The organism is Paenibacillus enshidis (assembly GCF_042136365.1).
In the GTDB taxonomy this organism is placed as follows: Bacteria; Bacillota; Bacilli; order Paenibacillales; family Paenibacillaceae; genus Paenibacillus; species Paenibacillus enshidis.
In genome coordinates this window covers 45,100-71,323 of record NZ_JBHHMI010000008.1, presented here as the reverse complement: position 1 = coordinate 71,323, position 26,224 = coordinate 45,100, and the positions used below count along the sequence as shown (strand labels likewise).

General features: G+C 51.5%; 24 protein-coding genes and 1 pseudogene. 8 read left to right on the top strand and 17 right to left on the bottom strand.

What is annotated here, in order from left to right; genetic code table 11:
• Window positions 1-48: 48 nt before the first annotated feature.
• Window positions 49-1,161, bottom strand: a complete 1,113-nt coding sequence (gene citZ, locus ACE41H_RS11410) for a citrate synthase (RefSeq protein ID WP_375355367.1) — start codon at window positions 1,159-1,161, stop codon at window positions 49-51.
• A 313-nt stretch (window positions 1,162-1,474) separates the two neighbouring features.
• Between citZ and ytvI the strand changes: the two genes are divergently transcribed.
• Window positions 1,475-2,593 carry a sporulation integral membrane protein YtvI gene (gene ytvI / locus ACE41H_RS11405; RefSeq protein WP_375355366.1) on the top strand — a complete coding sequence of 373 codons (1,119 nt, stop codon included), beginning with the start codon at window positions 1,475-1,477 and terminating at the stop codon, window positions 2,591-2,593.
• Between the two features lie 33 nt (window positions 2,594-2,626).
• Here the strand turns inward: ytvI and ACE41H_RS11400 are convergent, their stop codons facing one another.
• From ACE41H_RS11400 to ACE41H_RS11375, 6 genes are all read right to left on the bottom strand, one after another.
• Window positions 2,627-3,019 carry an FxsA family protein gene (locus ACE41H_RS11400; RefSeq protein ID WP_375355365.1) on the bottom strand — a complete coding sequence of 131 codons (393 nt, stop codon included), beginning with the start codon at window positions 3,017-3,019 and terminating at the stop codon, window positions 2,627-2,629.
• A gap of 3 nt (window positions 3,020-3,022) precedes the next feature.
• Complete coding sequence (locus ACE41H_RS11395) at window positions 3,023-3,499, bottom strand: acyl-CoA thioesterase (RefSeq protein WP_375355364.1); 477 nt, start codon at window positions 3,497-3,499, stop codon at window positions 3,023-3,025.
• 301 nt (window positions 3,500-3,800) lie between these two features.
• Window positions 3,801-4,556 (bottom strand): phosphate ABC transporter ATP-binding protein PstB, encoded by a 756-nt coding sequence (gene pstB / locus ACE41H_RS11390; protein ID WP_375355363.1) that lies wholly within the window; start codon window positions 4,554-4,556, stop codon window positions 3,801-3,803.
• A gap of 18 nt (window positions 4,557-4,574) precedes the next feature.
• The gene (gene pstA / locus ACE41H_RS11385; RefSeq protein ID WP_375355362.1) at window positions 4,575-5,471 is read right to left on the bottom strand and encodes a phosphate ABC transporter permease PstA; all 897 of its coding nucleotides are present in this window, start codon (window positions 5,469-5,471) and stop codon (window positions 4,575-4,577) included.
• Window positions 5,471-6,406: a phosphate ABC transporter permease subunit PstC gene (gene pstC, locus ACE41H_RS11380; protein WP_375355361.1), complete on the bottom strand. Its 936-nt coding sequence runs from the start codon at window positions 6,404-6,406 to the stop codon at window positions 5,471-5,473. The genes pstA and pstC overlap by 1 nt, the downstream gene beginning before the upstream one ends.
• A gap of 108 nt (window positions 6,407-6,514) precedes the next feature.
• The gene (locus ACE41H_RS11375; RefSeq protein WP_375355360.1) at window positions 6,515-7,459 is read right to left on the bottom strand and encodes a phosphate ABC transporter substrate-binding protein; all 945 of its coding nucleotides are present in this window, start codon (window positions 7,457-7,459) and stop codon (window positions 6,515-6,517) included.
• A 183-nt stretch (window positions 7,460-7,642) separates the two neighbouring features.
• Here ACE41H_RS11375 and ACE41H_RS11370 point away from each other — a divergent pair, with 183 nt between their 5' ends.
• The gene (locus ACE41H_RS11370) at window positions 7,643-8,530 is read left to right on the top strand and encodes a LysR substrate-binding domain-containing protein (RefSeq protein ID WP_375355359.1); all 888 of its coding nucleotides are present in this window, start codon (window positions 7,643-7,645) and stop codon (window positions 8,528-8,530) included.
• A gap of 74 nt (window positions 8,531-8,604) precedes the next feature.
• On the opposite strand, the pseudogene ACE41H_RS11365 reads toward ACE41H_RS11370, so the two are convergent.
• The 7 genes and pseudogenes from ACE41H_RS11365 to ACE41H_RS11335 form a co-directional block, all read right to left on the bottom strand.
• Window positions 8,605-8,868, bottom strand: a pseudogene (locus ACE41H_RS11365) (aminoglycoside 6-adenylyltransferase); the annotation flags it as partial.
• 72 nt (window positions 8,869-8,940) lie between these two features.
• The gene (gene pyk, locus ACE41H_RS11360) at window positions 8,941-10,356 is read right to left on the bottom strand and encodes a pyruvate kinase (RefSeq protein ID WP_375355358.1); all 1,416 of its coding nucleotides are present in this window, start codon (window positions 10,354-10,356) and stop codon (window positions 8,941-8,943) included.
• 111 nt (window positions 10,357-10,467) lie between these two features.
• On the bottom strand, window positions 10,468-11,460 hold the full coding sequence (locus tag ACE41H_RS11355; RefSeq protein ID WP_375355357.1) for an acetyl-CoA carboxylase carboxyltransferase subunit alpha: 993 nt from the start codon (window positions 11,458-11,460) through the stop codon (window positions 10,468-10,470).
• A 1-nt stretch (window position 11,461) separates the two neighbouring features.
• Window positions 11,462-12,355 carry an acetyl-CoA carboxylase, carboxyltransferase subunit beta gene (gene accD / locus ACE41H_RS11350; RefSeq protein WP_375355356.1) on the bottom strand — a complete coding sequence of 298 codons (894 nt, stop codon included), beginning with the start codon at window positions 12,353-12,355 and terminating at the stop codon, window positions 11,462-11,464.
• A 158-nt stretch (window positions 12,356-12,513) separates the two neighbouring features.
• Window positions 12,514-12,702 (bottom strand): glutamate decarboxylase, encoded by a 189-nt coding sequence (locus tag ACE41H_RS11345; RefSeq protein WP_355318100.1) that lies wholly within the window; start codon window positions 12,700-12,702, stop codon window positions 12,514-12,516.
• Window positions 12,703-12,947: 245 nt separating this feature from the next.
• A complete protein-coding gene (locus ACE41H_RS11340) occupies window positions 12,948-13,445 on the bottom strand; it encodes a phosphatidylglycerophosphatase A family protein (RefSeq protein ID WP_375355355.1) in 498 nt (165 codons plus the stop codon).
• Window positions 13,446-13,578: 133 nt separating this feature from the next.
• Window positions 13,579-17,202 carry a DNA polymerase III subunit alpha gene (locus ACE41H_RS11335; protein ID WP_375355354.1) on the bottom strand — a complete coding sequence of 1,208 codons (3,624 nt, stop codon included), beginning with the start codon at window positions 17,200-17,202 and terminating at the stop codon, window positions 13,579-13,581.
• Window positions 17,203-17,389: 187 nt separating this feature from the next.
• On the opposite strand from ACE41H_RS11335, the gene ACE41H_RS11330 reads away from it, so the two are divergent.
• Window positions 17,390-17,716 carry a YtrH family sporulation protein gene (locus ACE41H_RS11330; protein ID WP_375355353.1) on the top strand — a complete coding sequence of 109 codons (327 nt, stop codon included), beginning with the start codon at window positions 17,390-17,392 and terminating at the stop codon, window positions 17,714-17,716.
• A gap of 12 nt (window positions 17,717-17,728) precedes the next feature.
• Entirely contained in the window at window positions 17,729-18,205 is a 477-nt protein-coding gene (locus ACE41H_RS11325) for a sporulation membrane protein YtrI (protein WP_375355352.1), read from the top strand.
• 33 nt (window positions 18,206-18,238) lie between these two features.
• Here the strand turns inward: ACE41H_RS11325 and ACE41H_RS11320 are convergent, their stop codons facing one another.
• The 3 genes from ACE41H_RS11320 to ACE41H_RS11310 all read right to left on the bottom strand — a co-directional run bounded on the left by ACE41H_RS11320 (window position 18,239) and on the right by ACE41H_RS11310 (window position 20,796).
• Entirely contained in the window at window positions 18,239-19,573 is a 1,335-nt protein-coding gene (locus ACE41H_RS11320; RefSeq protein WP_375355351.1) for a DRTGG domain-containing protein, read from the bottom strand.
• A gap of 426 nt (window positions 19,574-19,999) precedes the next feature.
• The gene (locus ACE41H_RS11315; protein WP_375355350.1) at window positions 20,000-20,266 is read right to left on the bottom strand and encodes a hypothetical protein; all 267 of its coding nucleotides are present in this window, start codon (window positions 20,264-20,266) and stop codon (window positions 20,000-20,002) included.
• 185 nt (window positions 20,267-20,451) lie between these two features.
• Entirely contained in the window at window positions 20,452-20,796 is a 345-nt protein-coding gene (locus ACE41H_RS11310) for a YlbF/YmcA family competence regulator (RefSeq protein ID WP_375355349.1), read from the bottom strand.
• Window positions 20,797-21,051: 255 nt separating this feature from the next.
• On the opposite strand from ACE41H_RS11310, the gene ACE41H_RS11305 reads away from it, so the two are divergent.
• The 4 genes from ACE41H_RS11305 to ACE41H_RS11290 all read left to right on the top strand — a co-directional run bounded on the left by ACE41H_RS11305 (window position 21,052) and on the right by ACE41H_RS11290 (window position 26,182).
• On the top strand, window positions 21,052-22,419 hold the full coding sequence (locus tag ACE41H_RS11305; RefSeq protein ID WP_375355348.1) for a YheC/YheD family endospore coat-associated protein: 1,368 nt from the start codon (window positions 21,052-21,054) through the stop codon (window positions 22,417-22,419).
• Window positions 22,420-22,476: 57 nt separating this feature from the next.
• Window positions 22,477-23,643 (top strand): YheC/YheD family endospore coat-associated protein, encoded by a 1,167-nt coding sequence (locus ACE41H_RS11300; protein ID WP_375355347.1) that lies wholly within the window; start codon window positions 22,477-22,479, stop codon window positions 23,641-23,643.
• 62 nt (window positions 23,644-23,705) lie between these two features.
• On the top strand, window positions 23,706-25,076 hold the full coding sequence (locus tag ACE41H_RS11295; RefSeq protein ID WP_375355346.1) for a YheC/YheD family protein: 1,371 nt from the start codon (window positions 23,706-23,708) through the stop codon (window positions 25,074-25,076).
• Window positions 25,073-26,182 carry a YheC/YheD family endospore coat-associated protein gene (locus tag ACE41H_RS11290; protein ID WP_375355345.1) on the top strand — a complete coding sequence of 370 codons (1,110 nt, stop codon included), beginning with the start codon at window positions 25,073-25,075 and terminating at the stop codon, window positions 26,180-26,182. The genes ACE41H_RS11295 and ACE41H_RS11290 overlap by 4 nt, the downstream gene beginning before the upstream one ends.
• Window positions 26,183-26,224 lie beyond the last annotated feature (42 nt).

The following is a 26,224-nucleotide window of genomic DNA, read 5'->3' as shown; positions in this document are numbered from 1 at the left end:
CCTCCCGGCCCCTCGCATCTCTATTGTACATGATTAATTTCCCGGATGTCACCGCAGTTCAGGGGAAATGTATTTCTGATTTGTCGGACCTGTGTATTCCGCACGAGGACGGATAATCCGGTTATCCTCATACTGTTCAAGAATATGCGCCGTCCACCCTGATACACGGCTGACAGCGAAGATCGGTGTAAACAGTTCACGCTCGATGCCCAGTTGGGTGTAGACTGACGCGGAATAGAAATCCACATTCGGCTTCAGACCCTTCTGGGAAGTGACGAGTTCCTCAATACGCACGGACATTTCATACAGCGTCGTGTTTCCATTCTGCTCGCCAAGCTCGCGTGACATCTTCTGCAGATGCTTCGCACGCGGATCGCCATTTTTATACACACGGTGTCCGAAGCCCATAATTTTATCGCGGTTAGCCAGCTTTTGCTGAATGAACGGCTCCACTTTGTCCAGCGAACCGATCTCGTCCAGCATTTTGGCAACTGCCTCATTGGCTCCTCCATGCAGCGGCCCTTTGAGCGCACCCACAGCGGACGTGATGCCGGAATAAATGTCCGATAATGTGGCCACAGTCACGCGGGCGGCAAACGTGGAAGCGTTCAGTTCATGGTCTGCATGAAGCACCAGCGCCTGATCCATTGCCTTCACAGCGGTTACGGTAGGCTCTTCCCCGTCCATCATATACAGGAAATTCTCGGCGATGGAAGCGCCTTCTTTCGGTTGAATCGGTTCCAGTCCCTTACGAAGACGTGCAATCGCTGCTACAATCGTTGGCAGCTGTGCCTGCAGTTTAATCGCCTTAAGCTCATTGGCTTCACGGGACATATCGTCCGCTTGACTGTCGAACAGGGCCAGTGCAGATACGGCGGAGCGAAGCGCCGCCATAGTGTTCATATCTTTCGGGTACAGCTTCATTTGCGAGATGAGTTCATCGGGAATCGGGGCATAGCGGCTCAGTTGGGCATGCAGATCGCTAAGCTGGGACGCACTCGGCAGCTTGCCAAACCACAGCAAATAAGCTACTTCTTCAAAAGAGGCGTTAACGGCCAGATCATCAATGTTATAGCCACGGTAAGTGAGAACGCCATCTACAATGGAGCTAATGGAAGAAGTCGCAGCCACGATTCCTTCCAGACCTTTAGTCGCTGTCATATTACATCTCTCCTTTGTCTAAAAGCTTTGTAAAGGACTTGCAAATGAAAACAGTTTCAAAAGTAAAGATGACATGGGATAGCCTCAAAAATGTTAACGTCATATGTCAATAATTTTAATCTCTTATCACTATACCGGATTTTGTCGGTTCTGTGAACATCAATCAGCTAATCCTGCGCATTCAAATATTTTATCAGTCCTATAAACATTTTTTGAAACCCTTTTCATTTTCAAAGTTTTCTAGGTTTGAGACATATTTTCAGAGGCAGGCGCATACAGGTATACATCTAACAAAAAAAGGAGAAATAGAACGGTGAACCGACTTATACTAAAACGTATTTTACGGGCATTATGGGTCGTAACAGGAATCCTATTGTTCCTTCTTGCTGTGTACTGGCTCTTTCCGCTCGTGTATCCCTTCCTGCTGGCGTGGCTGGTGGCTTACGCGATGAATCCGCTCGTTCTGTTTCTTCACAAAAAGGCCAGGCTTCCCCACTGGCTGGCAGTCACCCTTTCGCTGTTTGTATATCTCGGAGCCATTCTGCTGGTGCTGTCCGCCGCGGTCACACGCATCGTGAAGGAGCTTATTGAACTGACCAAAACGTTTGACATTCATATTGCACACTTCAAGAGCCTGTTCGTCTCCTGGACGAAGAGTGATATCATACAAAATATTATCATTGAAATGAATGAATTCCTCCGCGAAAATCCCGATTATCAGCAGACCATCAACAATAATATCGATAAAACGACACAAAACGTAAGCAGCGCAGTCACCGATCTGGTTACCCGTTTTCTCAACGGAATTCTGAGCTTTCTCACCGCCCTGCCAAATATGGGGGCCGTTCTCATGGTCATCGTGCTGGCTGCTTTTTTCATCAGCAAAAACTGGGAACGGCATAGCCGCACATTTTCCGGGCTTGCTCCGGTCGGTCTGCGCAAGACGGTCGCCGATATTTGGCTGGATCTGCGCAAGGCCCTGTCCGGATATTTGCTGGCTCAATTCATTATCATTTCCATAACCGCAGTTGTCGTTATTGTTGGTCTTATCATTTTACGGGTGGATTCCGCTTTCACCATCGGGCTGATGATCGGTCTGATTGACCTGCTGCCTTATCTCGGTGTAGGTATCGTCATGATCCCATGGGCCATATATGCGTTTATGTCGGATAATTTTACGCTTGGGCTAGGACTTTCCATCCTTTATATCGTCATACTGATTGCACGTCAGATCTCCGAGCCCAAGGTGCTGGCCAGCAGTGTCGGACTCGATCCGCTTGCCACCCTGATTGCCATGTTTGTCGGGCTCAAGCTGTTCGGTGTACTGGGGCTTATTATCGGACCCGTCTCCCTCGTTGTGCTGGATGCGTTTAACCGTGCCAACGTGCTTCGCGATTTGCGCAACTACATTCTCGCCGGCAGGATCAGATAAAACTGTTATACTGGAAAAAACGGCGGCATTACGTCAAAACCGCCTGAACGTAATGCTGCCGTTTTTCATTTTTTTCTCCATCCAGCGGTACAGCAGCTTTCTGTAAATAGGCCGCGTGAGCGGGAAGATTAAAGTAAAACCGATGATATCGGTGATAAATCCCGGAATAACCAGCATGCTTCCGCCCAGGAAAACACATAATCCGTCAAGCATTTTATTGCCCGGCATTTGCCCCTGGTTCATTTGCAGCTTGGCATCGGCAATGACCTTGCGGCCTTCAAACTGCAGCATGGCAAATCCGATGATGGAAGTCATGATAATCAATAATATCGTCTTTCCTGCACCAATTTGCTGACTTACCCACAGAAAACCATACAGCTCCAATGCTGGAATTAATAATAGTAATAGCCAGTAGGGCCTGCGCATGCTTTACTCCTTTCTATCTGCAACCAGCTTCTGCAGCGACTGATACACTTCGGGCATAGCTTTATCAAGTCTGACCGGCTTCCAATCCCCGTTCAGCCATACATGCTGTGTTAAGCCTGTAACGAGCAGTTCACTCTGCTGTAGCTCCTGTTCGTCTGCCCCCATGCGTCTAACTTCGTAAGCAAAGCTCAGGCGCATTCTTGTCAGCTCCGTAATTTGTGTATATACGCTCACCAGATCATCATATTTGGCCGGTTTATGATACTTCAGACTTACATCAATGACCGGCAGCATCAATCCTTGCTCTTCCATACTGCGGTAGGTGAAGCCGGATTGCCGGATCATTTCGGTACGCCCGATTTCGAACCAATTCAAATAGTTGGCGTGATACACAACACCCATCTGATCGCATTCGGGATAACGCACGCGAATCTGAACGGATGACAGGCCGTGTCCCGCTTCCTGCCTTTCTCTGGCCATATCGTGCTTCTCTCCTGTCTGGGACTTCTTTCTTTAAGAGGTTGTTCAAAAAGTCATCTTTTGATCACGAAGAAAATCAAGAAGTGGACTCGACATCGAATCTTGAATTCAGCCGGGCCCTCCGGTGCTCACGTACCCAAACGTACGCTCCGCTCCTCAGTCCCTAGCTTCATCCAACCTTCTCGGTGCTGAAAACCTGACTTTTTGAACTCGCACTTTAAAATAAAATGTCCTAGTTCCATTAAACCACATTTCAGCCACAGGAACAAAAAAGGCCTGCCTCGAAAGGCGGCCTTGTCATTTAGCCGAAACGTCCCATGATATATTCCTGGGTCAGCTCATTGGTCGGATTCGTGAAAATATCCTTCGTTTTTCCGCGCTCAATCAGATTGCCCACATAGAAGTAGGCCGTGAAATCAGAAATACGGGCTGCCTGCTGCATATTATGAGTAACGATAACAATGCGCAGTTCCTTCTTCAGTTCCGTAATCAGTTCTTCGATCTTGCCTGTGGATACCGGATCCAGCGCAGAGGCCGGCTCATCCAGCAGCAGAATGCTCGGATTGACCGACAGCGCGCGGGCTATGCAGAGACGCTGCTGCTGACCGCCCGACAGGGCAAGCGCCGAGCCATGCAGCCGGTCTTTTACTTCGTCCCAGAGGGCAGCTTTGCGCAAGCTGGTTTCCACAATTTCATCCAGGTCCTTTTTCCTCTTGATGCCCCTGTATCTTGGTCCGAATGCAATATTATTATAGATCGATTTATAAAACGGATTCGGCTTCTGCCAAACCATTCCAATCTCCTGGCGGAGCTTGATTACATCTGTACCCGGATCGTTCAGATCCTTTCCGTTCATCCAGATATGGCCTGTCGCATAGGCCCCTGCAATCTCATCATTCATCCGGTTCAGGGAACGCAAAAAGGTCGATTTTCCGCATCCCGACGGACCGATCAGGGCCGTGACCGTTTCGGCGGGAAATTCCATACTGATTTTTTTGACAGCTTCAAAGGTTCCATAATATATGCTTAAATCCTCGGTACTGAAAGGCTGGGCCATGTGTCGGTTCATCTCCTTTTAATCCATACGCTTCGCAGCAGTCATTTTTTTGTATGCCACCTTGCCAAGCCAGCGGGCCGACAGATTGAATGCCAATACAAGCAGCACCAGCACTGCTGACGCTCCGGCAGCAATGTCTGCGGAGTCAGGCGCAATCCCCTCACTGTTCACCTTCCAGATATGAACGGCCAGCGTTTCGGCAGGACGCATCGGGTTGATCGGCGATCTCGGGCTGAGCGGATTCCAATCCGTGAAATCAAGCGGAGGCGTGGTCATACCCGCTGTGAACAGCAGAGCCGCAGCTTCGCCAAAGATACGGCCGGCCGCCAGAATGGTGCCGGTAATCAAGCTTGGCAACGCAACCGGCAGCATGATGGAAGTGATGATTTTCCATTTGGACAGGCCCAGAGCAAGCCCTGCCTCTTTTTGCTCCTTCGGCACGGCCCGGAACGCCTGTTCCGTCGTACGTACCATCAGCGGCAGGTTAAATACAGCCAAAGCCAGCGCACCCGACAATAACGAGAAGCCAAAATTAAACGTATTTACAATCAGCAGCAAACCAAACAAACCAATCACGATCGACGGGAACGAAGAAAGCACCTCTACCGTCAGACGGATGAAATCCGTAAGACGTCCCGGCTTGGCATATTGCGCCATGTAAATGCCGCCTCCCCATCCCAGGGGAATAGTAATAATCAGCGTCAATATAAGCAGAAATACGGAGTTGAACAATTGAGGACCGATGCCCCCGCCTGCACGCAGCGTTTGCGGAGCTGCGGTCAAGAAATTCCAATCAATATGACTGATACCACGGAACAATATAAAACCGATAAGACCAATCAGCACGGCGACGATCAGTAAGGCAAAGAAACAAATGATAAACGTAGCGGCTTTATCTATGGATTTAGCTTTCATTAAATACGGTTTCTCCTTTCAAGCACCCTGACGAGCAGCACGAATACAAATGTCATCAGCAGGAGAACTAGCGCCATGCTCCATAAAGCATCGTTTTGGAGCGAGCCCATCGCGGTATTCCCCATACTGAGCGTAATCACACTCGTCAGCGTTGAGGCTGATTCCAGCAGGGAGTGCGGAATGTGCGGAGCGTTGCCGATAACCATTTGCACGGCAAGGGCCTCACCGAATGCTCTGGCCATGCCGAGGATGATGCCTGTCATCAGCGCCGGCAGCGTCGTCGGAATGATAACCCGGGCAATCGTCTGCCAACGGGTTGCGCCAAGGGCAAATGAGGATTCACGAAGGCCCTTGGGCAGGGCTGCCAAAGCATCTGCCATAATACTTGTAATCGTAGGGAGAATCATAAGGGACAAAACAAGGCAGCCGGCAAGAATTCCGTTACCCTGACCGCCAAACATATTGCGCAGCAAGGGCACAAGCACAGTCAAACCGACGAACCCGTATACGACGGAAGGAATGCCTGACAAAAGCTCAATCGCCGGCTGTAATATGCGTTTGCCAAACTTAGGTACGATCTCTGTCATGAATAAAGCCGCACACAAACCGAGAGGGCTTGCAATCAGAGCCGCCATAATAGTAACCGCAAATGATCCCGTAATAAAAGGAAGAGCGCCAAATGAAGCCGGTTGGCCGTCCGGGCTCCACTTTGTGCCAAAGAAGAACTCGCGCAGACTCACTCCGTCAAACGCAAAGGTAGCCACTCCCTTTGAAGCGACAAAATAGACGATCGATATAATAACTGCAATCAAAAAAACGACACAAACCGACGTAAATATACGGCCGGTCCATTCTTCCCAGTAGTGCTTTTCTCTCATCATGCCACGGGTTCTTTTACTTTGCTCCATGTAAGTCTTCCCTTCAATAGGTTCCATCTTTAACTCCTTTTAACCGAAGAATAGAGGCTGGACGCATGTCCGCCTCTGTTCTCCGAGTGATGACTAGTTGTTCACCGTACATGTGTCCGGCTCATGAAGTGTTTATTATTTTTTCGTTACGTTGCCGTCAACGTCACGAGTAACCTGCATGCCGCCTACAGGAATGTAGCCAAGATCCACAACATCAGCTTGTTGCACTGTATCGGACAGAACATAATCCAGGAAAGCTTTTACATGTGGCTGGGGCTCGCCTTTAGTGTACATGTGCTCGTAAGCCCATACTGGATAATCGCCTTTTTCCACATTCTCAACATTAGCTTCAACGCTGTTATATTTCAGGGATGTAACGGTGTCATCCAGGTAAGACAGAGCCAGGTAACCGATGGCGCCAGGTGTTTCGGCAATCAGTTTTTTAACTGTACCGGAGGAATCCTGCTGGATGGAACCCGGAAGGTCTTCCGTTTTTGTGCCAAGAGCGTATTTCTCGAAAGTCGCACGAGTACCGGAGCTGCTAGGACGGTTAACGATCACGATTTCCTGATCCGCACCGCCAACTTCTTTCCAGTTCTTCACTTTGCCGGTGAAAATATTTACCAATTGTTCTTTAGTCAGGTTGTCCACGCCAACTTTTGGGTTAGCTACAGCAGCCATCGCTACAACAGCAACCTGGTGGTCAACAAGTTCTTCTGCACCGGATTCGAGCTTCTCTTGAGCAAATACGTCGGAGTTGCCGATATCCGCTTGTCCGCCGGATACCTGAGTCAGACCCGTGCCGCTACCGCCGCCTTGAACCTGAACGGAAATACCTTTATATTGATCTTCAGCCATGAACTTCTGTGCAGCTTGCTCCACCAACGGCTGCAGCGCAGTCGAACCAACAGCCAGGACATTTCCGCTCAGAGCTGGTGTCTCTGGTGTCTCTGCAGTCTGACCACCGTTGTTTGTTCCTCCTGTCTCTCCGCCTTGTGCAGCATTATTGCTTGAACCACATGCAGCAAGCAGGAACACCATAGTAAGTGTCATCAGAACGAACGGCCATTTTTTCAACATGATAAATTGTCCTCCCCTTATTAGTGACGGTTTTTTTATTTTTGTCCATCAACTACTTTTACATTGTAGGTTTCGAATGTTAGGTTAAAAACATAGTTTTGTAAAAACAGTATAAAAAAACGATAGATTTTATCGATTTTTTGTATACAATAAATCTATACTGATTTTAGGCGGGGATTAGCTTTGAATTTGCTCAAATATCAGATTCTGGTACTTATGGACAAGTATCATAAAGTGACTGAAGTCGCACAGGCATTAAACATGAAGCAGCCAACCGTATCCTTCCATATGAAGAGTATGGAGAAAGAAATGCAGACACCGCTGTTTCACTCTGCCAGAGGGCGAATCCTGCTTACGGAAGCCGGAAGAAAGCTGCTTCCTTATGCCAGACAGATCCTCTCCCTGGAGTCCGCAGCCACGCAGGCACTGGCTGATCATGCAGGACAGGCGGGAAAGAGAATCCGAATTGCTGCTGATGTTGTTCCCGGGAATTATATCGTTCCCGGATGGGTAACGGAATATACCAAAACAAATCCGGAGACCTATATTTTGCTTGAAATTCATCCGGCGGATACGATCAACCGGCTTCTTCAGGAGGGGGAGATTGATTTTGCTTTCGTCCATGATCCGCTCCTCTCCGATTCAATTGCCTGCCATCCAGTGTTCCGGGATCAAATGGGGATCATCACTTCCGCTTCGCATCCGCTTGGCTCGAACAGTTCATCTTTAAAAGAAGAGCTGCTGCACGAAGCTTTCGCCATCGCTTCTCCGCCGTCATTCCTGCACAGCTATGCAAAGACATGGTTTGAGCGAAGCAGCATCTCGATGGCCTCCGTAAATGTCGTATTGGAGACTGGGTCCCTGGAAGCGGTCAAGCATGCGGTGTCAGCCGGGGCCATGATCTCCTTTTTTCCGGCATGTGGCATCCGTCATGAGCATGAAGGACTGGTCTGGCATGCCTTGCCCGGCGTCCGGCCGGCTTATTATGAAATTTATATGATGCACGGCAATCATCCGCTATCTGAGTCTAAAGAAGCATTCAAGAGCTATATTCTTGGCCAGACGGGGTAAACAATGGGAATGTAATGCTTTTAGATTCGGCAGAAACATCGAAATTTGGAGGCAATAAAGATTCGAGGAATGAAATACCCTTGCTCTGCTCCAATGTGCCAGGCCATCATTCGAAGCAAATTAGGACGCACGATCTCATTCAGATGGTCAATGGCAAACAAAATTTCTTTCCGCACCAATCCTTTGACTACATATGTCGAAGTCATCCAGAATTCGTTGCAGCAATCGTCAAATTTTCCGGCCGTCGGCTTTTGAATCCAGTATTGGCGGTCATCCGCCCGTTCTTCATTTTGAATCAAGCTGTCTTTATCCAGCAAAACTTCAACCAAACCGTCACTGCATTAAAAAAGCTGCTCCTCAGTGCAGAATAAAAATTCTGCAGCGGGAACAGCCTATAATTTACCTGTCGCTTATACCTGAGTTACTTTAATCAGGTTTGTGGAGCCAGAGCGTCCAAGAGGAACACCTGCCGTGATGACAACAAGGTCTCCTTCTTTCACAAGGCCGGTTTTCAATCCGCCTTCAATAGCGTTGTTAAAGAGCTCATCCGTTGTGTCCACAGATCTTCCCTGAACAGCCACCACGCCCCAAGTGAGGGCCATCCGGCGGAGAGTCCGCTCATCGGTCGTAACGGCAATGATCGGGGCCTGCGGACGATATTTCGAAATCATGCGGGCTGTCGTGCCGGACTCGGTGGAAGTAATGATCGCTTTCGCATGCAGATCAAGCGCCGAGATAGACACCGATTGGCTGATCGCTTCCGTAATGCTGACTTCCTGCGCCGTTCTTTGTTTCTTGAACAGCTGGCGGTAGTTTAGTGCGGATTCCGCTTTCTCGGCAATGCGCGACATCGTCAGCACCGACTCTACCGGATATTTACCCGCAGCCGTTTCACCGGACAGCATGATAGCGTCCGTACCGTCGAAGATCGCGTTGGCCACGTCACTTGCTTCCGCACGGGTAGGACGCGGGTTGCGCTGCATGGAATCCAGCATCTGTGTCGCCGTGATTACCGGTTTGCCGGCAATATTACATTTTTCAATCATAAGCTTCTGTACGAGCGGAACTTCCTCGGCAGGAATTTCAACCCCAAGATCACCACGCGCAACCATCAGTCCGTCGGACGCTTCCAGGATTTCATCCAGGTTGTCTACACCCTGCTGGTTTTCGATCTTGGAAATGATCTGGATATGGCCTGCATTATGCTTCTTAAGCAGCTCGCGGATTTCCAATACGTCGCTCGCTTTGCGCACAAAGGAAGCAGCGATAAAATCAATACCCTGTTCGATACCGAACACAATATCTGCGGCATCCTTTTCCGTAATTCCAGGCAGGGAAATGCTGACTCCCGGTACGTTGCAGCCTTTCTTGCTTTTGATAGTACCGCCGTTGACAATACGGCATTTAATTTCAGTTCCCGCTACTTCAACTACAGTGAGACCGATCAGACCGTCGTCGATCAGAATCGTAGAGCCAGGCGTCACATCGGAAGGAAGGTCACGATACGTAACGGAAATGCGTTCCTTCGTGCCCAGAATTTCTTCCGTCGTCAGTGTGACGTATTCGTCCTGAACCAGTTCAATCGGCTCAACTTCGAGCTTCCCGGTCCGGATTTCCGGCCCCTTTGTATCGAGCAGCACAGCAACGTTTTTGTTCAGCTCCTGGCTGGCTTGGCGGATGTTCTTGATACGGTTGCCATGCTCCTCGAAATCACCGTGGGAGAAGTTCAGACGGGCCACGTTCATGCCGGCCATAATCAGCTTCTTTACATTTTCCAACGACTCGCTGGAAGGACCAATGGTACATACAATCTTTGTTTTGCGCATATTAGGTTTCCTCCGTTTTCACAAGGTCAGTCTATATCTTTTTCCAACAATTAAATCTACTATAGTTTTCTCTATTTGTATAGGAATTTCGTCATAATTAATGTTTGTCCATTATTGCTCATCCACAACCGTACTGGACGTTTGGACCTGCGCAAATGTAAATTCGCCGATTTTACGGAATTTGCGGTAGCGGTCTTCCTTCAGCTCCTCGGCGTTCATAGCCGACAGCTGCTGCAGGTGCACTTCCAGAGCTGATTGAATCGCCTGCGCAGTCTGCTCATAATCCCGGTGAGCGCCGCCCTGCGGCTCAGGAATAATTCCTTCGATCACTTCCATGTCCAGCAAATCATGTGCGGTAATCTTCATCGCTTCGGCCGCCTGGTCCGCTTTGGAGGCGTCTTTCCACAGAATCGAGGCAGCGCCGTTAGGGGAAATCGCAGAATAAATGGCATGCTCCAGCATCAGAACCCGGTTACCGACAGCCATGGCCAGTGCGCCGCCGCTTCCGCCCTCGCCAATAACCACACAAATAACAGGCACCGAAAGCTTCGCCATTTCCCGCAGGTTACGGGCGATCGCTTCCGATTGACCTCTCTCTTCAGCCGTATTTCCGGGATATGCCCCTTTGGTATCGATAAATGTAATAATCGGCCGCCGGAACTTGTCCGCCTGCTGCATGAGACGCAGCGCTTTGCGGAATCCTTCCGGATGCGGGCTGCCGAAAAAGCGGGCGATATTGTCCTTCGTATCCTTCCCTCGCTGCTGCCCGATAACCGTGACCGGCGTTCCGTTCAGACGGGCCAGTCCACCTACGACCGCCAAATCATCACCGAAGAGGCGGTCTCCATGCAGTTCCATGAAGTCTGTGAACACCAGTTCAATCAGGTCCAGCGAAGTCGGCCGCTGCTGGTGCCGGGCCAGGTGCATTTTCTGTGCGGCGGTAATGTTGCTGTATATCTCTTCTTCCAGCTTGCGGTACCTTTCCTCAAGCCGGTTGATTTCCTCTGTGAAATCGATCCCTTTCTCCTGACCGAACTGCTGCAGCTCCTGAATCTTTTGCCGCATCTCCACAAGAGGTTTTTCGTAAGGCAATTCTCCTGCCAATCTAGTTCGCCCCTTTCGTGCTGTGAAGTTCCAACAGCTTGGCCAGTGTAGCACGCATGTCCTTGCGGTGTACCACCATATCGAGCTGACCGTGCTGCAGATTAAACTCGGAGGTCTGAAAATCATCAGGAAGCTTTTGGCGAATCGTCTGCTCGATGACAATCCGGCCTGCGAAGCCGAAAACAGCGCCCGGCTCAGCAATGTTAATGTCTCCAAGCGTAGCGAAGCTTGCCGATACGCCGCCGGTAGTCGGATCAGTGATCACAGATATATAAAGTCCCCCCTGCTCGTCCAGCCGGGCAAGGGCCGCACTTGTCTTGGCCATCTGCATGAGGCTCAGAATGCTCTCCTGCATCCGCGCGCCGCCGGATGTCGAAAAGATGATCATCGGCAGCTTATGTTCGATGGCATGCTCAATAGCACGGGTTATCTTCTCGCCTACTACAGAACCCATGCTTCCAGTGAAAAAATCAAAGCTCATAACGGCGGCGACAACAGGCTGTCCGTCTATCGTTCCGCGCCCGGTAACCACTGCCTCGCGCAGCCCCGATTTCAGCGTCTGCTGCTCAAGCTTGGTGCTGTAACCCGGAAATCCCAGCGGATCGACCGAGATCATGTCTGCGTCAAACTCCGTAAAGCCTTCCTCGTCCAATGTCATTTTAATCCGTTCCAGCGCATTCAGCCGCATGTGGTAACCGCAATTCGGACATACTTTCAGATTTTTCTCTAATTCTTTGCTGTATTGGATTGTTCCGCATTTTCCGCATTTGGTCATCAAACCTTCGGGAATCTCCCTTTTGGGCCGTTCCTGTGGCTCCTGGTCGCCGCTCTGCAGCGCCCTATCGGACGGAATTGTCGCGTATTTCCTCTTTTTCTGAAATAAATCTTTAAACACAACTACACCTCTCCAGCCGTTAATTTGTCGGCCGCAACCGATAAAGGTCATCGTGTCGCCTATGCGGCACCTGAATTACGATATGATATCAGCCGCCGACGCCTGCAGGCGTCACCGTTATCCATGCTCTTCTCATGCTCACTGCCGCCGTTTCGGACTCAGGGGTGCAAAATGGAATTAAGCACTTCCTGAACTTCTTCGACTTCTCCGGAAGGGACGAGTATCTCAAACTGCTGCTTAGAAGCGCTGATCGCGCGCGTCTTCACAAGAAAGCCTTCCTCGGACAGTTTAAGCTTGATCCTCTCGGCCAGCTTGGCCGTAGGCGCAATATAAATCACCGTCCACACCTCTTAACCCCCCAAGTATTATGTTCTGAGTCCGTATAATGAAACAATGATACCATACCTTTCTTTTTTCCCGCAAGAAAGACCCCCCTGGTGAAGGGAGGCCCTCAAAGCCGATAAACATAGGCAATACAGGCTGCAAGCGCGCTCTGCCGTTATTTAAAAAATTAAGAAAAATGTCCATCGGCGTACTTTCACAGAAGACAGACCGCGTTTAGCGGAAGTTCTTCTTGCGATTATAGAATTGTTCAGCTCCGCTCCGGGGTTGGATAGTGCCTGGCTCCTGCATTCCGGTGCGCAATTCTTGCGGAGGCTGCCGCCGCCAAGCCTGCGACAAGGTCATCTAAAAATACGTGCACGCCTTGCTCCTTGTTGTTCAGAAGCTTCATAATGCCTGTTTTATCTTTATCCACATATCCGAAACTTGTCAAGCCGATCATGCCGTACACGCTGGTGATGCCGAGAGCAAGGGTTTCATCGACCCCAAACAACGGTTCGTCAGCCTCCATCATCTCCTGCAGCGGCGGGGGCAAGAGCCTCTTCTCCGCCAATTCATCCAGTGCGATGCCGGTATAAAGCGTATACTGTACTTCCCTTTTCTGCAGGACGGCCCTGACGCTCTCGGCACATTCCTCTAATGTCAAATCTGGATAATAGCCATGCTGCAAATGAAAAACAATTTCTGCAATGGATTCGATCCCGACCCCTCTGCGTTTTAGCAGCTCCTCTACATACACCTGTGACATTAGACTCCCTCCGTTTCACCGCAGCCGCAATAGTTCGGCTTTGCGAGCAAGCGAAAAATTTTGAAACAGTTTGCCAATGTTCTCAAGTGTATGCGGAAGAAAGCCAAATAGTTCTAAAATCATCCAATTTGAGTCATTTAACCCGGACCGTGTCCCTGCCGAGCAGCGCCTCCAGTTGTCCGATCAACTCATGTGACGGCTGGATTCTGTATGCCTGGCTGAGTGCCAGCAGCTTCTGACTGCTCTCGTAGAACAATATGGTTTCAAGCGGGCCGCTGTGCTCCTGCAGCACCTCTTTGAGCTGCGCCAGCAGCTCTGCATCCTCCTCGGCCTGCCGAGTAATTTTGACAAATACACGCGGGGCAGAGGCACTATGATCAGAAGCGGCAGCGGCAGCCCTAGACGGCGCGGTCTGGACCGCCGCACTACCGGCCTGTGGGCGCGTATTGGTTCGTGCCGCACCGTTTGCGGAGCCTGCGGCCGGCGCCCCTGCAGCGCCGGGCAGCCGGCGCTGCAGCCGCTTGAGCTCCTCCCTGCCAAGCGGTCCAACTTCGTCGGCAAGCAGCTTGAAATGCTCATCCTGCTGCTGAACCTTCGCACGCACGGCGAGCAAAGCCCCCTTTTCCACAAGCCGCTGGCTGCGTCGCCACACTTCGGGAAACAGTACAACCTCACAGCGTTCGATCTGGTCCTCCAGCTCGATAAAGGACATGGGTTTACCCTGCTTCGTCGTGATCGTTTTGACCGAGACAACCATGCCCGCCGTGACCACAACCGCCTCGTCCTCCGCTTCGGCAAGCTCCATCAGCCTGTCGGCAGCGGCCGCTTCCAGATCTTCCTCGAAATCGTCCAGCGGATGGCCGGATAAATACAATCCCAGCAGCTCACGTTCCAGCTCCAGCTGCTGGCTTCCGCTGAATGGAAGCACCTCCGGATACGGGATGTCCCAGTTCGGTGTCTCCACAAAATCAAACAGCTGAATTTGCAGATCATCCCGTTCCTTGCGCCATTTCAGGGCTGCCTCCACCGTTTCGTCGAGCATGGCGAGAAGCTGTGCGCGGTGTCCCGGCAATGAATAGAATGCGCCCGCCTGAATCAGCGATTCGATTACCCTTTTGTTGCAGACGCGCAGATCCACACGGCGGCAGAAATCCAGCAGGCTTCCGAACGGCTTCTCGGCCCGGACCGCCAGAATGCTTTCCATTGCCTGGGTCCCGACGTTCTTGATGGCTGCAAGGCCGAAGCGAATGTTGCCTGGTCTTGACATACCCTCATTCGCTGAATCGTCCGGGTCGTTCGGGACTACAGGCGTAAACAGCACTCCGCTTTCATTGACATCCGGCGGCAGCACCTCAATCCCCATGCGCCTGCATTCCACAACGTATTCCGCCACCTTGCGGTGGCTGCCCATCACAGCGGCCAGCATGGAGGACATGAAATGCACCGGGTAATGGGCCTTCAGGTATGCCGTCTGGAAAGCCAGCACACCATAGGCGGCGGCATGGGCCCGCGGAAAACCGTAGTCGGCGAAACGGACGATCATATCATACACAGCCTCTGCCTCGGCTTCCGAATATCCCTGCTTCAGACTGCCCTGCACAAAATGTCCGCGTTCCCGGTCCAGTACCTCACGCTTCTTCTTGGACACCGCCCTACGCAGCAAATCGGCGTCTCCCAGTGAAAAGCCCGCCATCCGGGATGCGATCTGCATAATCTGTTCCTGGTAAACGATAATACCGAACGTATCCTTGAGGATCGGCTCCAGATCGGGATGCGGGTATTGAACCTCCGTTTTCCCGTGTTTGGCCTCGATGAACCGCGGGATAAACTCCATCGGACCCGGTCGGTACAGCGCCAGCACGGAAATGATATCCTCAAAGCCTGAAGGCTTCAGTTCCTTAAGAACACGCCGCATTCCCGCCGACTCCAGCTGGAATACGCCTGTCGTATCTCCATGTCCCAGCATGTCATAGGTAAGGCTGTCATCATCACGGATGTTGCTGAAATCGGGATGCTGGCCATACTGCTCCCGAATCCACTGCTGACAGCGCTCGATAATGGACAAAGTCCGCAGACCGAGAAAGTCCATCTTGAGCAGACCGATCGATTCCAGATTTTCCATGGAGTATTGGGTCAGCGGAATGCCTTCCCCGCCCTCCTGCAGCGGAACCGCATCCGTCAGGGGAGATTGCGAAATGACCACACCCGCAGCGTGGGTCGAGGCATGGCGCGGCATGCCCTCCACCTTCATGGCCATATCCAGCAGATTGCGGGTCTGTGTTTTTGTCTCGTACTGCTCCTTCAACTCGGGGCTGATCTCAAGCGCCCTGCTGATATGGATGCCAAGCTGCCCCGGAATCAGCTTCGCCGCTTTATCCACTTCACCGTATGGCACATTCAGCACCCGACCCACGTCGCGTACGGCGGCCCTGGCGGCAAGCGTTCCGAAGGTAATGATCTGGGCCACATGTTCACGTCCGTATTTCTCTGCCACGTAAGCAATCACTTCGTCCCGCCGCTCGTCGCTGAAATCGATATCGATGTCCGGCATGGTGATCCGTTCAGGGTTCAGAAACCGCTCAAACAGCAGCTTGTACTTGATGGGGTCAACATTCGTGATTTCCAGCACATAAGCAACGAGGCTGCCTGCCGAGGAGCCCCTTCCCGGCCCGGTTACAATCCCGTTCCGATGAGCAAATGCGATAAAATCCCATACAATCAAAAAATAGTCGCTGAATCCCATGTTCTCGATCGTGCTAAGCTCATATTCCAGTCTGGCCTCCAGTTCCCGCCGCCCTTCCGGGTCTGTCCATAGCGGGCTGGAAGCATAACGCTTCTCCAGACCCGCACTGCACAGCTGCTGTAAATAGGCGGCAGGCGTCATTCCCGCGGGAAGAGGACGGTAAGCCGGCAGGATCGATTTACCGAATTCCAGCTCCACATTGCACTGACGTGCAATTTTCACCGTGTTCTCAAGCGCTTCAGGAATGTGGGGAAACAACCGGGCCATTTCCTCCGCGCTCTTGAAATAAAGCTGATCCGTCGGAATTTGGAAGCGGCCTTCATCCTCCACGGTTTTCCCTGTTCCAATGCAGATCAGCACATCCTGAACCTCCGCATCCTCACGGGTCAGATAGTGAATATCATTGGTCGCCACAAGCGGAATGCCCATATCATGGGCAAGCGCAACCAAAAGCATATTCACCCGCTTCTGTTCAGGCAGCCCGTGATCCTGCAGCTCCAGATAAAAGTCGTCTCCAAAAATATCCAGGTAACGTCTTGCCGCCCGCCGCGCTTCCTCCTCACGGCCGTGAAGCAAGTGCTGCGGCACCTCGCCGCCCAGGCAGGCGCTCAGGCAGATAATCCCTTCACGATGTGCAGCAAGACTTTCCATGTCTATGCGTGGCTTATAATGAAAGCCTTCCAGATGCCCGATAGAGCAAAGCTTCATTAAATTACGGTAGCCCGCCATATTTTTGGCGAGCAGTATCAGATGGTATATGGGCTGATCCTTGCGGCTGCCGCGCTCCTTGCGGGAGCCTGCCGTCAGGTAGGCTTCACACCCGATAATCGGCTTGATGCCATGTTCAATGCAGGCCTTGTAAAAAGGGATGATGCCGTACATAACCCCGTGATCCGTCAGGGCCAGCGCCTTCATCCCGCCTGCCGCGGCTTGTTTAACCAGGTCCAGGGTACGAGCCGCGCCGTCCAGCAGACTGTATTCACTGTGAACGTGCAAATGCACAAAAGAGCTCATACGCTTCTCTTCCTTTCCCCGTTGTATATGCAAAAGTCTATCACTGATTTTCAACCGTTTAATGGAACTATTTTATCATATCCTGCAACAGCCCGCCCATAGAATAAAGTACAGCCCTGAGCGGACAAGTGTGCATCCCGGGACTGAATCAAACTGGCTTCGCCAAGTCGAAAGGAGCACGGGCCGAATGAGCACATTTATCTCCAAAGCCATTCTGGATTTCTTCATTGCGTTTGGGATCGTACTGGGAGGTGCCTTGCTGGGCGGAATGGGGGCGGTTGTCTCGCTCCAGCCGCCTACGCAAACCATGCTGGATGTTGCCGGACGCATTAAAATATGGGCGCTGGCGGCCGCCGTCGGCGGCACCATTGATCCCATGCGGGTCATTGAGAGCAATATGCTGGACGGGAACCTTTCTCCGGCCATCAAGCAGATTCTGTATCTGATCTTTGCCTTTCTCGGCGCACACATGGGCACCGAACTAGTCAAATGGGTGTGCAGCAGCCGCGGCTGAGCTGGGTGGCTTATGAATAAATTATTACAGGCAATCCGGTCGTCCGCCCTTATCGTGCTCGGCATGGTGTTCGGAGCGATTATTTACAACACGGTGTGGCACAACCGCTTCAATGAGCTCTGGGCCATGAATCAGGACCTGCGGCTGCAGCTGCAGCAGGCGCAAGAGGACAACAAGACACTGCAGCAGCTCAGCGACAGACAAACGGTTATTAAAAAAATTAAAATTACCGCCGAGCAGGCTTCCGCAGAAAAAATCGATTCTGTCGACATCAAGGAAATCATTCAGCAGCTGTATGACGATATGGAGGTGCTGCGCGGCAGGGACATTTTCGAAATTGACAGCGACAGCCGCTTGGTGCGCACCCTGCTGAACCGCAAAATCTATACAGTTCGTGAAAAGGAGTATGCCGTCCAGATCAAAACGATGCTGATCATGGAGAACGTGCTGCAAATCTGGATTGAAGTCCGTCCCTATATCCGGAGCTGACCTGCCTGTCCCTCCATTGAAACAGAACCGCTGTCAGCCCGGATCTATGGAGTGCATCGTCATGACTCCTTTGCACACCAGACTGTTCTCCCGCAAAATTTCAATTTCAAGCCTGCACAAGCGGCGGCTCGTTTCCAGAATAGCCGGACGGATCAGCACCGAATCCTCAATCTGGACAGGCCTGATAAAATATGTGGTTATATTGTCAAGCACATGGTCACTGCCCGTCACATCCTTGGCTGTGCGATAGGCCGCCTGGGTCATCATGTCGATCAGCACGCCTTCAGAGATCGTTCCAAGATTCGTAGCCATCTGCGGGATAATAAAGCCACGGAACATCAGTTCTCCGTTCGCTCCCCTTTCCTCGACAAAACCGTTCCAGATCAGATGATCGAACGTCTCTCCGAGCTGCGGCTGCTTTTGCGCGCTGCGTAGCGCCTCCAGCACCTCACGCCTTGTAACGGCACCCACCAGCTTGCGGCTGCGGTCCACGACAGGCAGGTAGTGAATGCCCTCCCACGTCATAATCTGCGCTGCGGAAGCCAGTGAGGTTTGCTGAGACACTGTAACCGGATTACGGATCACCACCTTGTCAATCGTCTGCTCCGGCATAAGCCCCTCCACATCGGCACGGCTGACGATACCGACGAGGCGGTTCCATTCGTCCACGACCGCAAACCGGTGCTCACCGGCAGACCGGGCCAACCGTTCGAAATCCCCTGCTGTGCTGCCGCCCTTCAGGGTGTGCAGCTTAGGCTTGTGGGCGGTAATATCTTCAACGAGCATAATTTTCTTCTTGATCAGCCGGTCAAAGATCGCCCTGTTGATCATGGAGGCTACTGTAAATGTATCGTGGCGTGAAGAAATGATCGGCAGGTTCAGCTTATCCGCCAGCAGCTTGACGTCGCGCGTCGTGCCGAAGCCGCCGGTGATCAATACCCCGGCTCCCTGCTCAAGGGCCAGGAAGTGCGCATTATCCCGGTTGCCCACAATAAGGAGGCTGCCCGGGTCGATATAACGAGCCATCGCTTCTTCCCGCATGGCTCCAATCACATATTTATGCAAGGGCTGCTCCAGCCCCTCGCTTCCGCCCAGCACATGACCCTCCACAATTTTGACCACATCGGCAAAGGTCAGCTGCTCGGACATCCCGCGCGGCCTTTTCTCCACACGCACCGTGCCAATCCGTTCCTTCGTGATGACAATTCCCAGATTTTCCGCTTCCTTGACGGCACGGTAAGCCGTTCCTTCACTGACCCCAGTCTCCCTGGCCAGCTTCCGCACGGATATTTTGGACCCGATCTTGAGCTCCTCAATATGCCGCAGAAGCTGCTCATGCTTCGTTACCGTTTCATCATAACCCTCCACAACTGTTTCACCCCCACGCTCGATCTGTACTAATCTGTATCTATTATAACCACTCCGCACAGCAGAAGTAAAACCAGGAAGGGATGCCTTAAAGTAATATTTCATTCAGTGAGATTACCTCTCCTATTAAGAAAGTAAAAAAAGTCAAGAACAAGGAAAAAATCTACACCTTGTTCTTGACCATTTAACCCCAATGCAGAAGTCCCTGGAAGTCCATTTTTGACCGCCGCAGCAACTCCTTATTTTTCAAGTGGGAATAAGCACGCAGTCAGCGGAGAGGACGAAGCAATTCCGGAAAAGCGGAGCGTTCGCCTTTGGCCCGAAGGGTCAACAGCGATTGTAGGAATGCTTCGTTCTCGAAGCGCTTCAGAGCACACAAAAGGGGAGCCCCCAGGTCAATAGGGACTTTCGGGACTCCCCCACGCATCATCTTCCGCGCTCCTTGTCCAGTTGCAGCTGCCACTGCTGTAGCTTCGCTCTGCGGACTCTTTCCAGCGCTTTGCGCTTCTCGTCGTCTACGCCAAGCAGGAAATGAAGATTAGCGCCAATGACCATCAGCGCAAACAGCACCCAGACAATGCCGAATCCGTTGACAAGGTTCAAGCCTCCGGTCAACGAAATGCGCGGAACGGCAATGAGCACCATCGCCAGGGCTACCAGCACATAGACACCATGTTTCCACTTATTGTTCATACCACACCGGTCTCCTTCCTTACCCCGCCATCAGAATGAACCTGATTGCGAATCTATGTATCTAGTCTATGAGGAAGGAAGCGCAAATATGAGACAAACTTATAGAGGTAGTTCAAAAAGTCATCTTTTGATCACGAAGGAAGTCAGGAAGCGGACTCGACATCGAATCTTGAATTCAGCCGAGCCTAAATAGAAGGTCCGTACAAATGCTGCATGCTGCCTGTAATAATTTTGTTGACATCTTCAATAATGACGCTCAGGCGCTGTTCCGCGTCAAAGAGTCTGCGAATGCTCAGATTCATGCTCAGCACCTCAAACAGCTTTTCCAGCTTCTCCATCTCTCCCTGATCAGGCATGTCGCCGCTCATCATACGCTGTTGCATATCCATCTGCTTTTCCCGAAAATTATCCAGCATCCGCTTCGCTTCAGGATCCGCATCAATCAACTTCATAGCGGAAGTAATCTCCTCTACCTCCGTACTTTCTTTCAGTGCCTTGGCCAAATCGTGGGCTTTGTCATAAATATTCATGATTCGCATTCCTCCAAGTTTTTTATAAGAAAAACGCCTATCGACGTACTTTCACAGAAGACCGACCGCCTTTAGCGGAAGTTTTTCTTGCGATCTCAGGAAGCTTGTGCTTCGAGGCTTATACTTTCTGAGATCTTAAATAGCGGCTAATCACCAAGGGATATATGTCCTCATATGATGAACTACATGCAATGTACTGAAAGCAGCCCTTGCCTCCCTCAGACATCGAAGTTGCAGCCCGGAAGGAGATCCATGATGTCCAAAAAAAAAATAACGGTTCAGGTTATGGGATCGGGCATCTTGCAGGATGACGTCCTTATGGTTGGTGAAAAACTGCTGAAGCAGTTGAAGCTTCAGACAGGGGATTCTGTTCAATTGGTATTCGGCTCATTCCGCCGGGAAATAACTGCAATCTCTGTCCCACGGTATGACGGAATACAACTCGGCAGCGGAACCGCCCACAGTATGGGAATCCTCTCAGACTGTACGGTACGTATCCAATATAGGCCGAAGGACAGGACACTCCGGCTGGGCCCGCTGATCAGCGTCCTTATCAGCCAGGATTATCCCGAGCAATATGACAAACCTTTTGGTAAGATAACTCAATTTTGCCGAGAATTATCCAGTGCATGCGACAAACAGGGCGCATATGTGTACTTTTTTACACCCGCTCATATTTTAGGCAATCCAGGCCGGGTCGAGGGCTGGGTATTCAGCAATGGCTGGAAAAAGACTGAGTTTCCGACAGCCGATGTCGTCAATAACCGCCTGACTTCCCGCAAGCTTGAGAACAAACCTAGCGTACAGCAATTCATGAAAGAAGTAAAATCCCGTTACGGCTCCCATGTGTTTAACGAAAAATTTCTCGATAAGCACGAGGTATTTGACGCGTTAAAAAGCAGCGGTTTACTGCGGCGGTATTTACCCGAATCCCATCTACTGGACAGCTTTGCTGTTTTCAAGCGGATGTGCGGGCAGTACAGCCAGGTATTCGTCAAACCGGTGCGCGGCAGCCTCGGTAAAGGGATTATACGCATCAACAAAAATGCTGACGGTTCGTTCACTATGCTGACCACCACCACAGGCTCGCCGCTCAAACAGAACTATCCTAACGCCACCAAGATGTATACCAGCCTGTCAGGCAAGATGCGGACCACCAGCTACCAGATCCAGCAGGGGCTTACGCTGATTCACCATAATTCGCGCCCCGTGGATTTTCGCGCCCTGGTGCAAAAAAACGGCAGTGGCGCATGGAATGTGACCTCAATCGTTGCGCGCATAGCCGGAGGCAGCCATTTTGTTTCCAATCTGGCCAGAGGGGGGACTCTCAGCACCGTGAAGGATGCGATTGCCAAGACCACCCTTTCGGCTGCCGCCAAAGCAAATGCCCAGACGAAGCTCAAGACGGCAGCGCTGAAAATTGCGGCAGGGATCGACCATGCGATCCCCACCCACTTCGGTGAATTGGGTATTGATTTGGCTGTCGATCATTCAGGGCGCGTCTGGCTGATTGAAGTCAATTCCAAGCCATCCAAAAATGACAACACCGCCCTCGGGGATGTGAAGATTCGCCCTTCCGTTCTGAAATTGCTGGAGTATTCCTGCCATTTGACCGGTTTTTAAGCTGTGTAATCCGGTCCGTCGTTTTCCGGAAAATCGTCCGATTAGGAGGCACTCCGTATGTTGGATTTACATGCTGTTTCCAAACCGATGCTGGGCGTGCTTGTCAGTACGGCCAGGAGCTCCATCCCCATTGGCGAGCCGGGCTTCTGCCGTAGGCTGATCCGAACGGGCAGACGGCTCGGTATACATGTCGCTGCCTTCAATGCAGAGGGCATTCACCCGGAAGCCGGACGGATCGACGGCTTCGTGCACCGTGACGGGGCTTGGCACACCTGCAGCTTCTCCCTGCCGGAAATTATTTATAACCGCTGCTGCAATTACCGGGAAGGAAGGACGGCCCGGTCCCGGCTGCGGCGCCTGGCATCCAGACTCGGACGGCCATGTACCTTCCTATCCGGCAGTCTCCCGGGCAAATGGCAGGTTCATGTTACGCTAAGACATGATCCTCAGCTATCCGGCTGTCTGCCCCTGACCGTACAGTTCAGCAGGGACCACCTTCGGGATCTTCTTTCCAGATATCAGGGTGTGTTTCTGAAACCGCAATCCGGCATGCAGGGAAAAAGAACGCTTTGTTTGCAATATCAAGAGGATTCCGGCGAAGCCCCGCTCTCTCTTCGGGGACGTAACCGCAACAACCGGCCATTTTCCCACACTTTCTCCAGTTTTGATCAAGCATATGACTGGATTGCCGCATTTATTCGGGAGCAGCCGTATATTATTCAGCCGTTGTTGAATTTACACAGTTCCCGAGGTCATCCTTTCGATGTCCGTGCTCTCGTGCAAAAGGACGGAAAAGGTCAATGGAGACTGACCGGGATCGCTGTCCGGGAAGGTGAACCAGGAGGCCTGACTTCCAACCTGCATGGCGGAGGAAAGGCCCGGGAAGCTGCAGATTATTTGCATAACCAGTTTGGCGCAGACAAAGCAAGCAGTGTTCTGCAGAAAATCAATCAACTGTCCATGTATATACCGCCAGTATTGGAGTCCCGGTACGGCCGGCTCGGTGAGCTGGGCATAGATTTTGGCATTGACCGTTCGGGGCAGTTGTGGATTCTGGAAGTTAACTCCAAACCGGGGCGGGCCGTTTTTACAGAGATTGGAGATCAAGCGGGTGCTGCTGCTGCAGTAGCCCGTCCGCTTCTCTATGCACGGCATTTAATGCAACGGCAAGTCCCGGCTGCGATCCGCACTGGCACACTTACAACATCCCAAGTTTTCAGCTAAGCTGACCCGGCTGGCATGCATGGCCGCAGTTTCATGCCCGGCCGGGATAGGAGGATAAATAAATGAGGTTGACCCCTTGTAATGTTCATTTCACGGCACAGCCCGATCGAGTCGTTTATATCTCCAGTGCGCTGTATAAAAATTTAAATCTCTCGGGAAGCAAGTCGGTTCAGCTCAAGCTCGGGAAAGGCCGGATTCCGGCAACCGTCAAACGGATTAATAAACCGGGAAGGCATTTATACCTGACTTCCGGTGTACGCAATGCAATCAGGATTCCCAAAGCAGGAGCCATCTATCTGAAGAATGAAGACGGAGTAGTGCAGCTGGGACCTCTGATCGGTGTGCTGTCCGATGGCCGAGGCTCCTCCGCCAGTCCCTTCGGAGCACGAACCGGATTCATTAAGCAGCTTCTGAAGGCAGGAAGCAAACAATTTTACATCTTCGCTTTCACGCCGAAGGACATCAACTGGCAGGCGGAGACGGTGTTGGGTTATTTTCTGACAGAGAATGGGACATTTACCCGTAAATCGGTCCCTCTGCCTGATGTCGTATACAATCGGCTTCCGAGCAGAAAATATGATTTCTCCGCTTCCACCAATCTGCTGCGGGAGCGCTTTATACGCCGGAAAATTCCGTTTTTCAATTGGAGCTTCTTTAACAAATCCGACATTTACCGCATACTGGAGAGAGATCAGGTAGCCGCGCGCTATATTCCGGAATATCACGTGAATCCCGGCAGGGAAATGATACTGGAAATGCTTGAACGGCATCAGGTAGTTTACTACAAGCCGAGCGCCGGCAGTCTCGGAAAAGGAATTTACCGTCTTTCCATGCTTCCCCAGCGCGGGTTTTACGCACGCTACCGCAAAAATAAAAGCAATGCGCTGCTCCGGTTTACCTCTTTTAACTCTTTATACAGAATGCTGCATGCAAAACTGGGATCGTCCATGCGCGGATATGTTGTTCAGCAGGGAATCCAGCTGATTGAAATCGACGGCTGCCCGATCGATTTCCGGTTTCACATGCACAAGAACGGCTCCAACAAGTGGGTTGTCGTCGGCATCGGAGCCAAAAAGGCCGGCCGGGGCAGCGTTACCACTCATATTAAAAACGGGGGGTCTCTTCTGACGCCTGAGAGGGCTCTCTCCCGTTCCTTCGGCGACCGGCACGGAGAGGTGCTCGAAAAAGCCAAAAAGACAGCCATCTTATTAGCGGAAGCGATTGAACGCCAGCATTCCCATTTGCTCGGGGAAATCGGCTTTGATCTGGGCATTGATCAATCCGAGAAAGTGTGGATGTTTGAAGCGAACTCCAAGCCCGGACGATCCATCTTCCAGCATCCTTCGCTGCGTTCGGAAGGCAGGTCGTCCGTTGAACATATACTTGAGCACTGTCTCTATCTCAGTAAGTTCCGTAGGAGGGAGGAATCGTGATTACCAAGAAACAGGATAAACCGATTGTCGCCATTCTAACCATGCATGATAACAAACGGATGTTCCGCGGAAACCAGGAAAATTTCCAGGAGATTTTGGAAACCGGAGCGCGCATGGGTCACCTGGTCTATGTCGTTACTGTCAAAGATCTTGATCCGGGAAAAACCTCCGTGAGAGGCTACAGCTACAATAGATCTACAAAACAGTGGGAGCCGGGGTACTTCCCCCGCCCCCAGGTTGTATACAACCGGATTCCCGACCGGCTGGATGAGCATAAACCCTGGGTGCGCAGCCGTATCGAGGAACTGCAGCAGGCCAAGGACATCACTCTCTACAATCCCGGCTTCTTCAATAAATGGACTTTGTTTCAGGCATTAAAAACTTCCGGAAAAACGCGCGGGCTGGTCCCTGCCACGAAAAGGCTGCAAAATTCGGGAGTTCTCCTGAAAATGCTGCAGTCCTATCCCTGCCTCTACCTCAAGCCGGAGAGTGGAAAGGCTGGAAAAGGTATTATGAAGGTGAATTGCAGCAGGAGAACTCCCACTTCCTATCGGCTGAATATTCAGACTAACCGCAAAAGCGCTATTTTTAAAACATCCAATTTCAACAGGTTGTGGTCACGAATTCAGCGTAAAACAGGAAGCACCCCATACATTGTCCAGCAGGGGATTGAACTGGCTACCAACCGCAACCGTCCGTTCGATCTGAGAGTTTTGGCCCAAAAAAACCGTAGGGGCATTTGGCGGATAAGCGGGGTCGGAGCGCGGCTGGCTGGCAGCCGCAGTATCACGACTCATGTTCCACGCGGAGGCAGCATCGAGGATCCGCAAAAACTGCTGACCAACCTCTTTGGGGCGGAAATGACCGATGCCCACCTGCAGCGCGTTCAGGGAGCGGCGTTGCAAATTGCGCGGCAGATTGAAAGCAACGCGAACGGAATTGTGGGAGAAATGTCGATGGATCTCGGAATCGACCGTGCCGGCAACCTGTGGTTTTTCGAGGCCAACGCCAAGCCGATGAAGTTTGATGAACCTGACATTCGGAAGAAATCTCTGGAACGAATTTTTTATTTTAGCTCCTATTTGGCCGAACAGCAAAAGGATTAAATCCGGGAGGTGATCAAGCTTGATACACATCGTTTCTGTCAG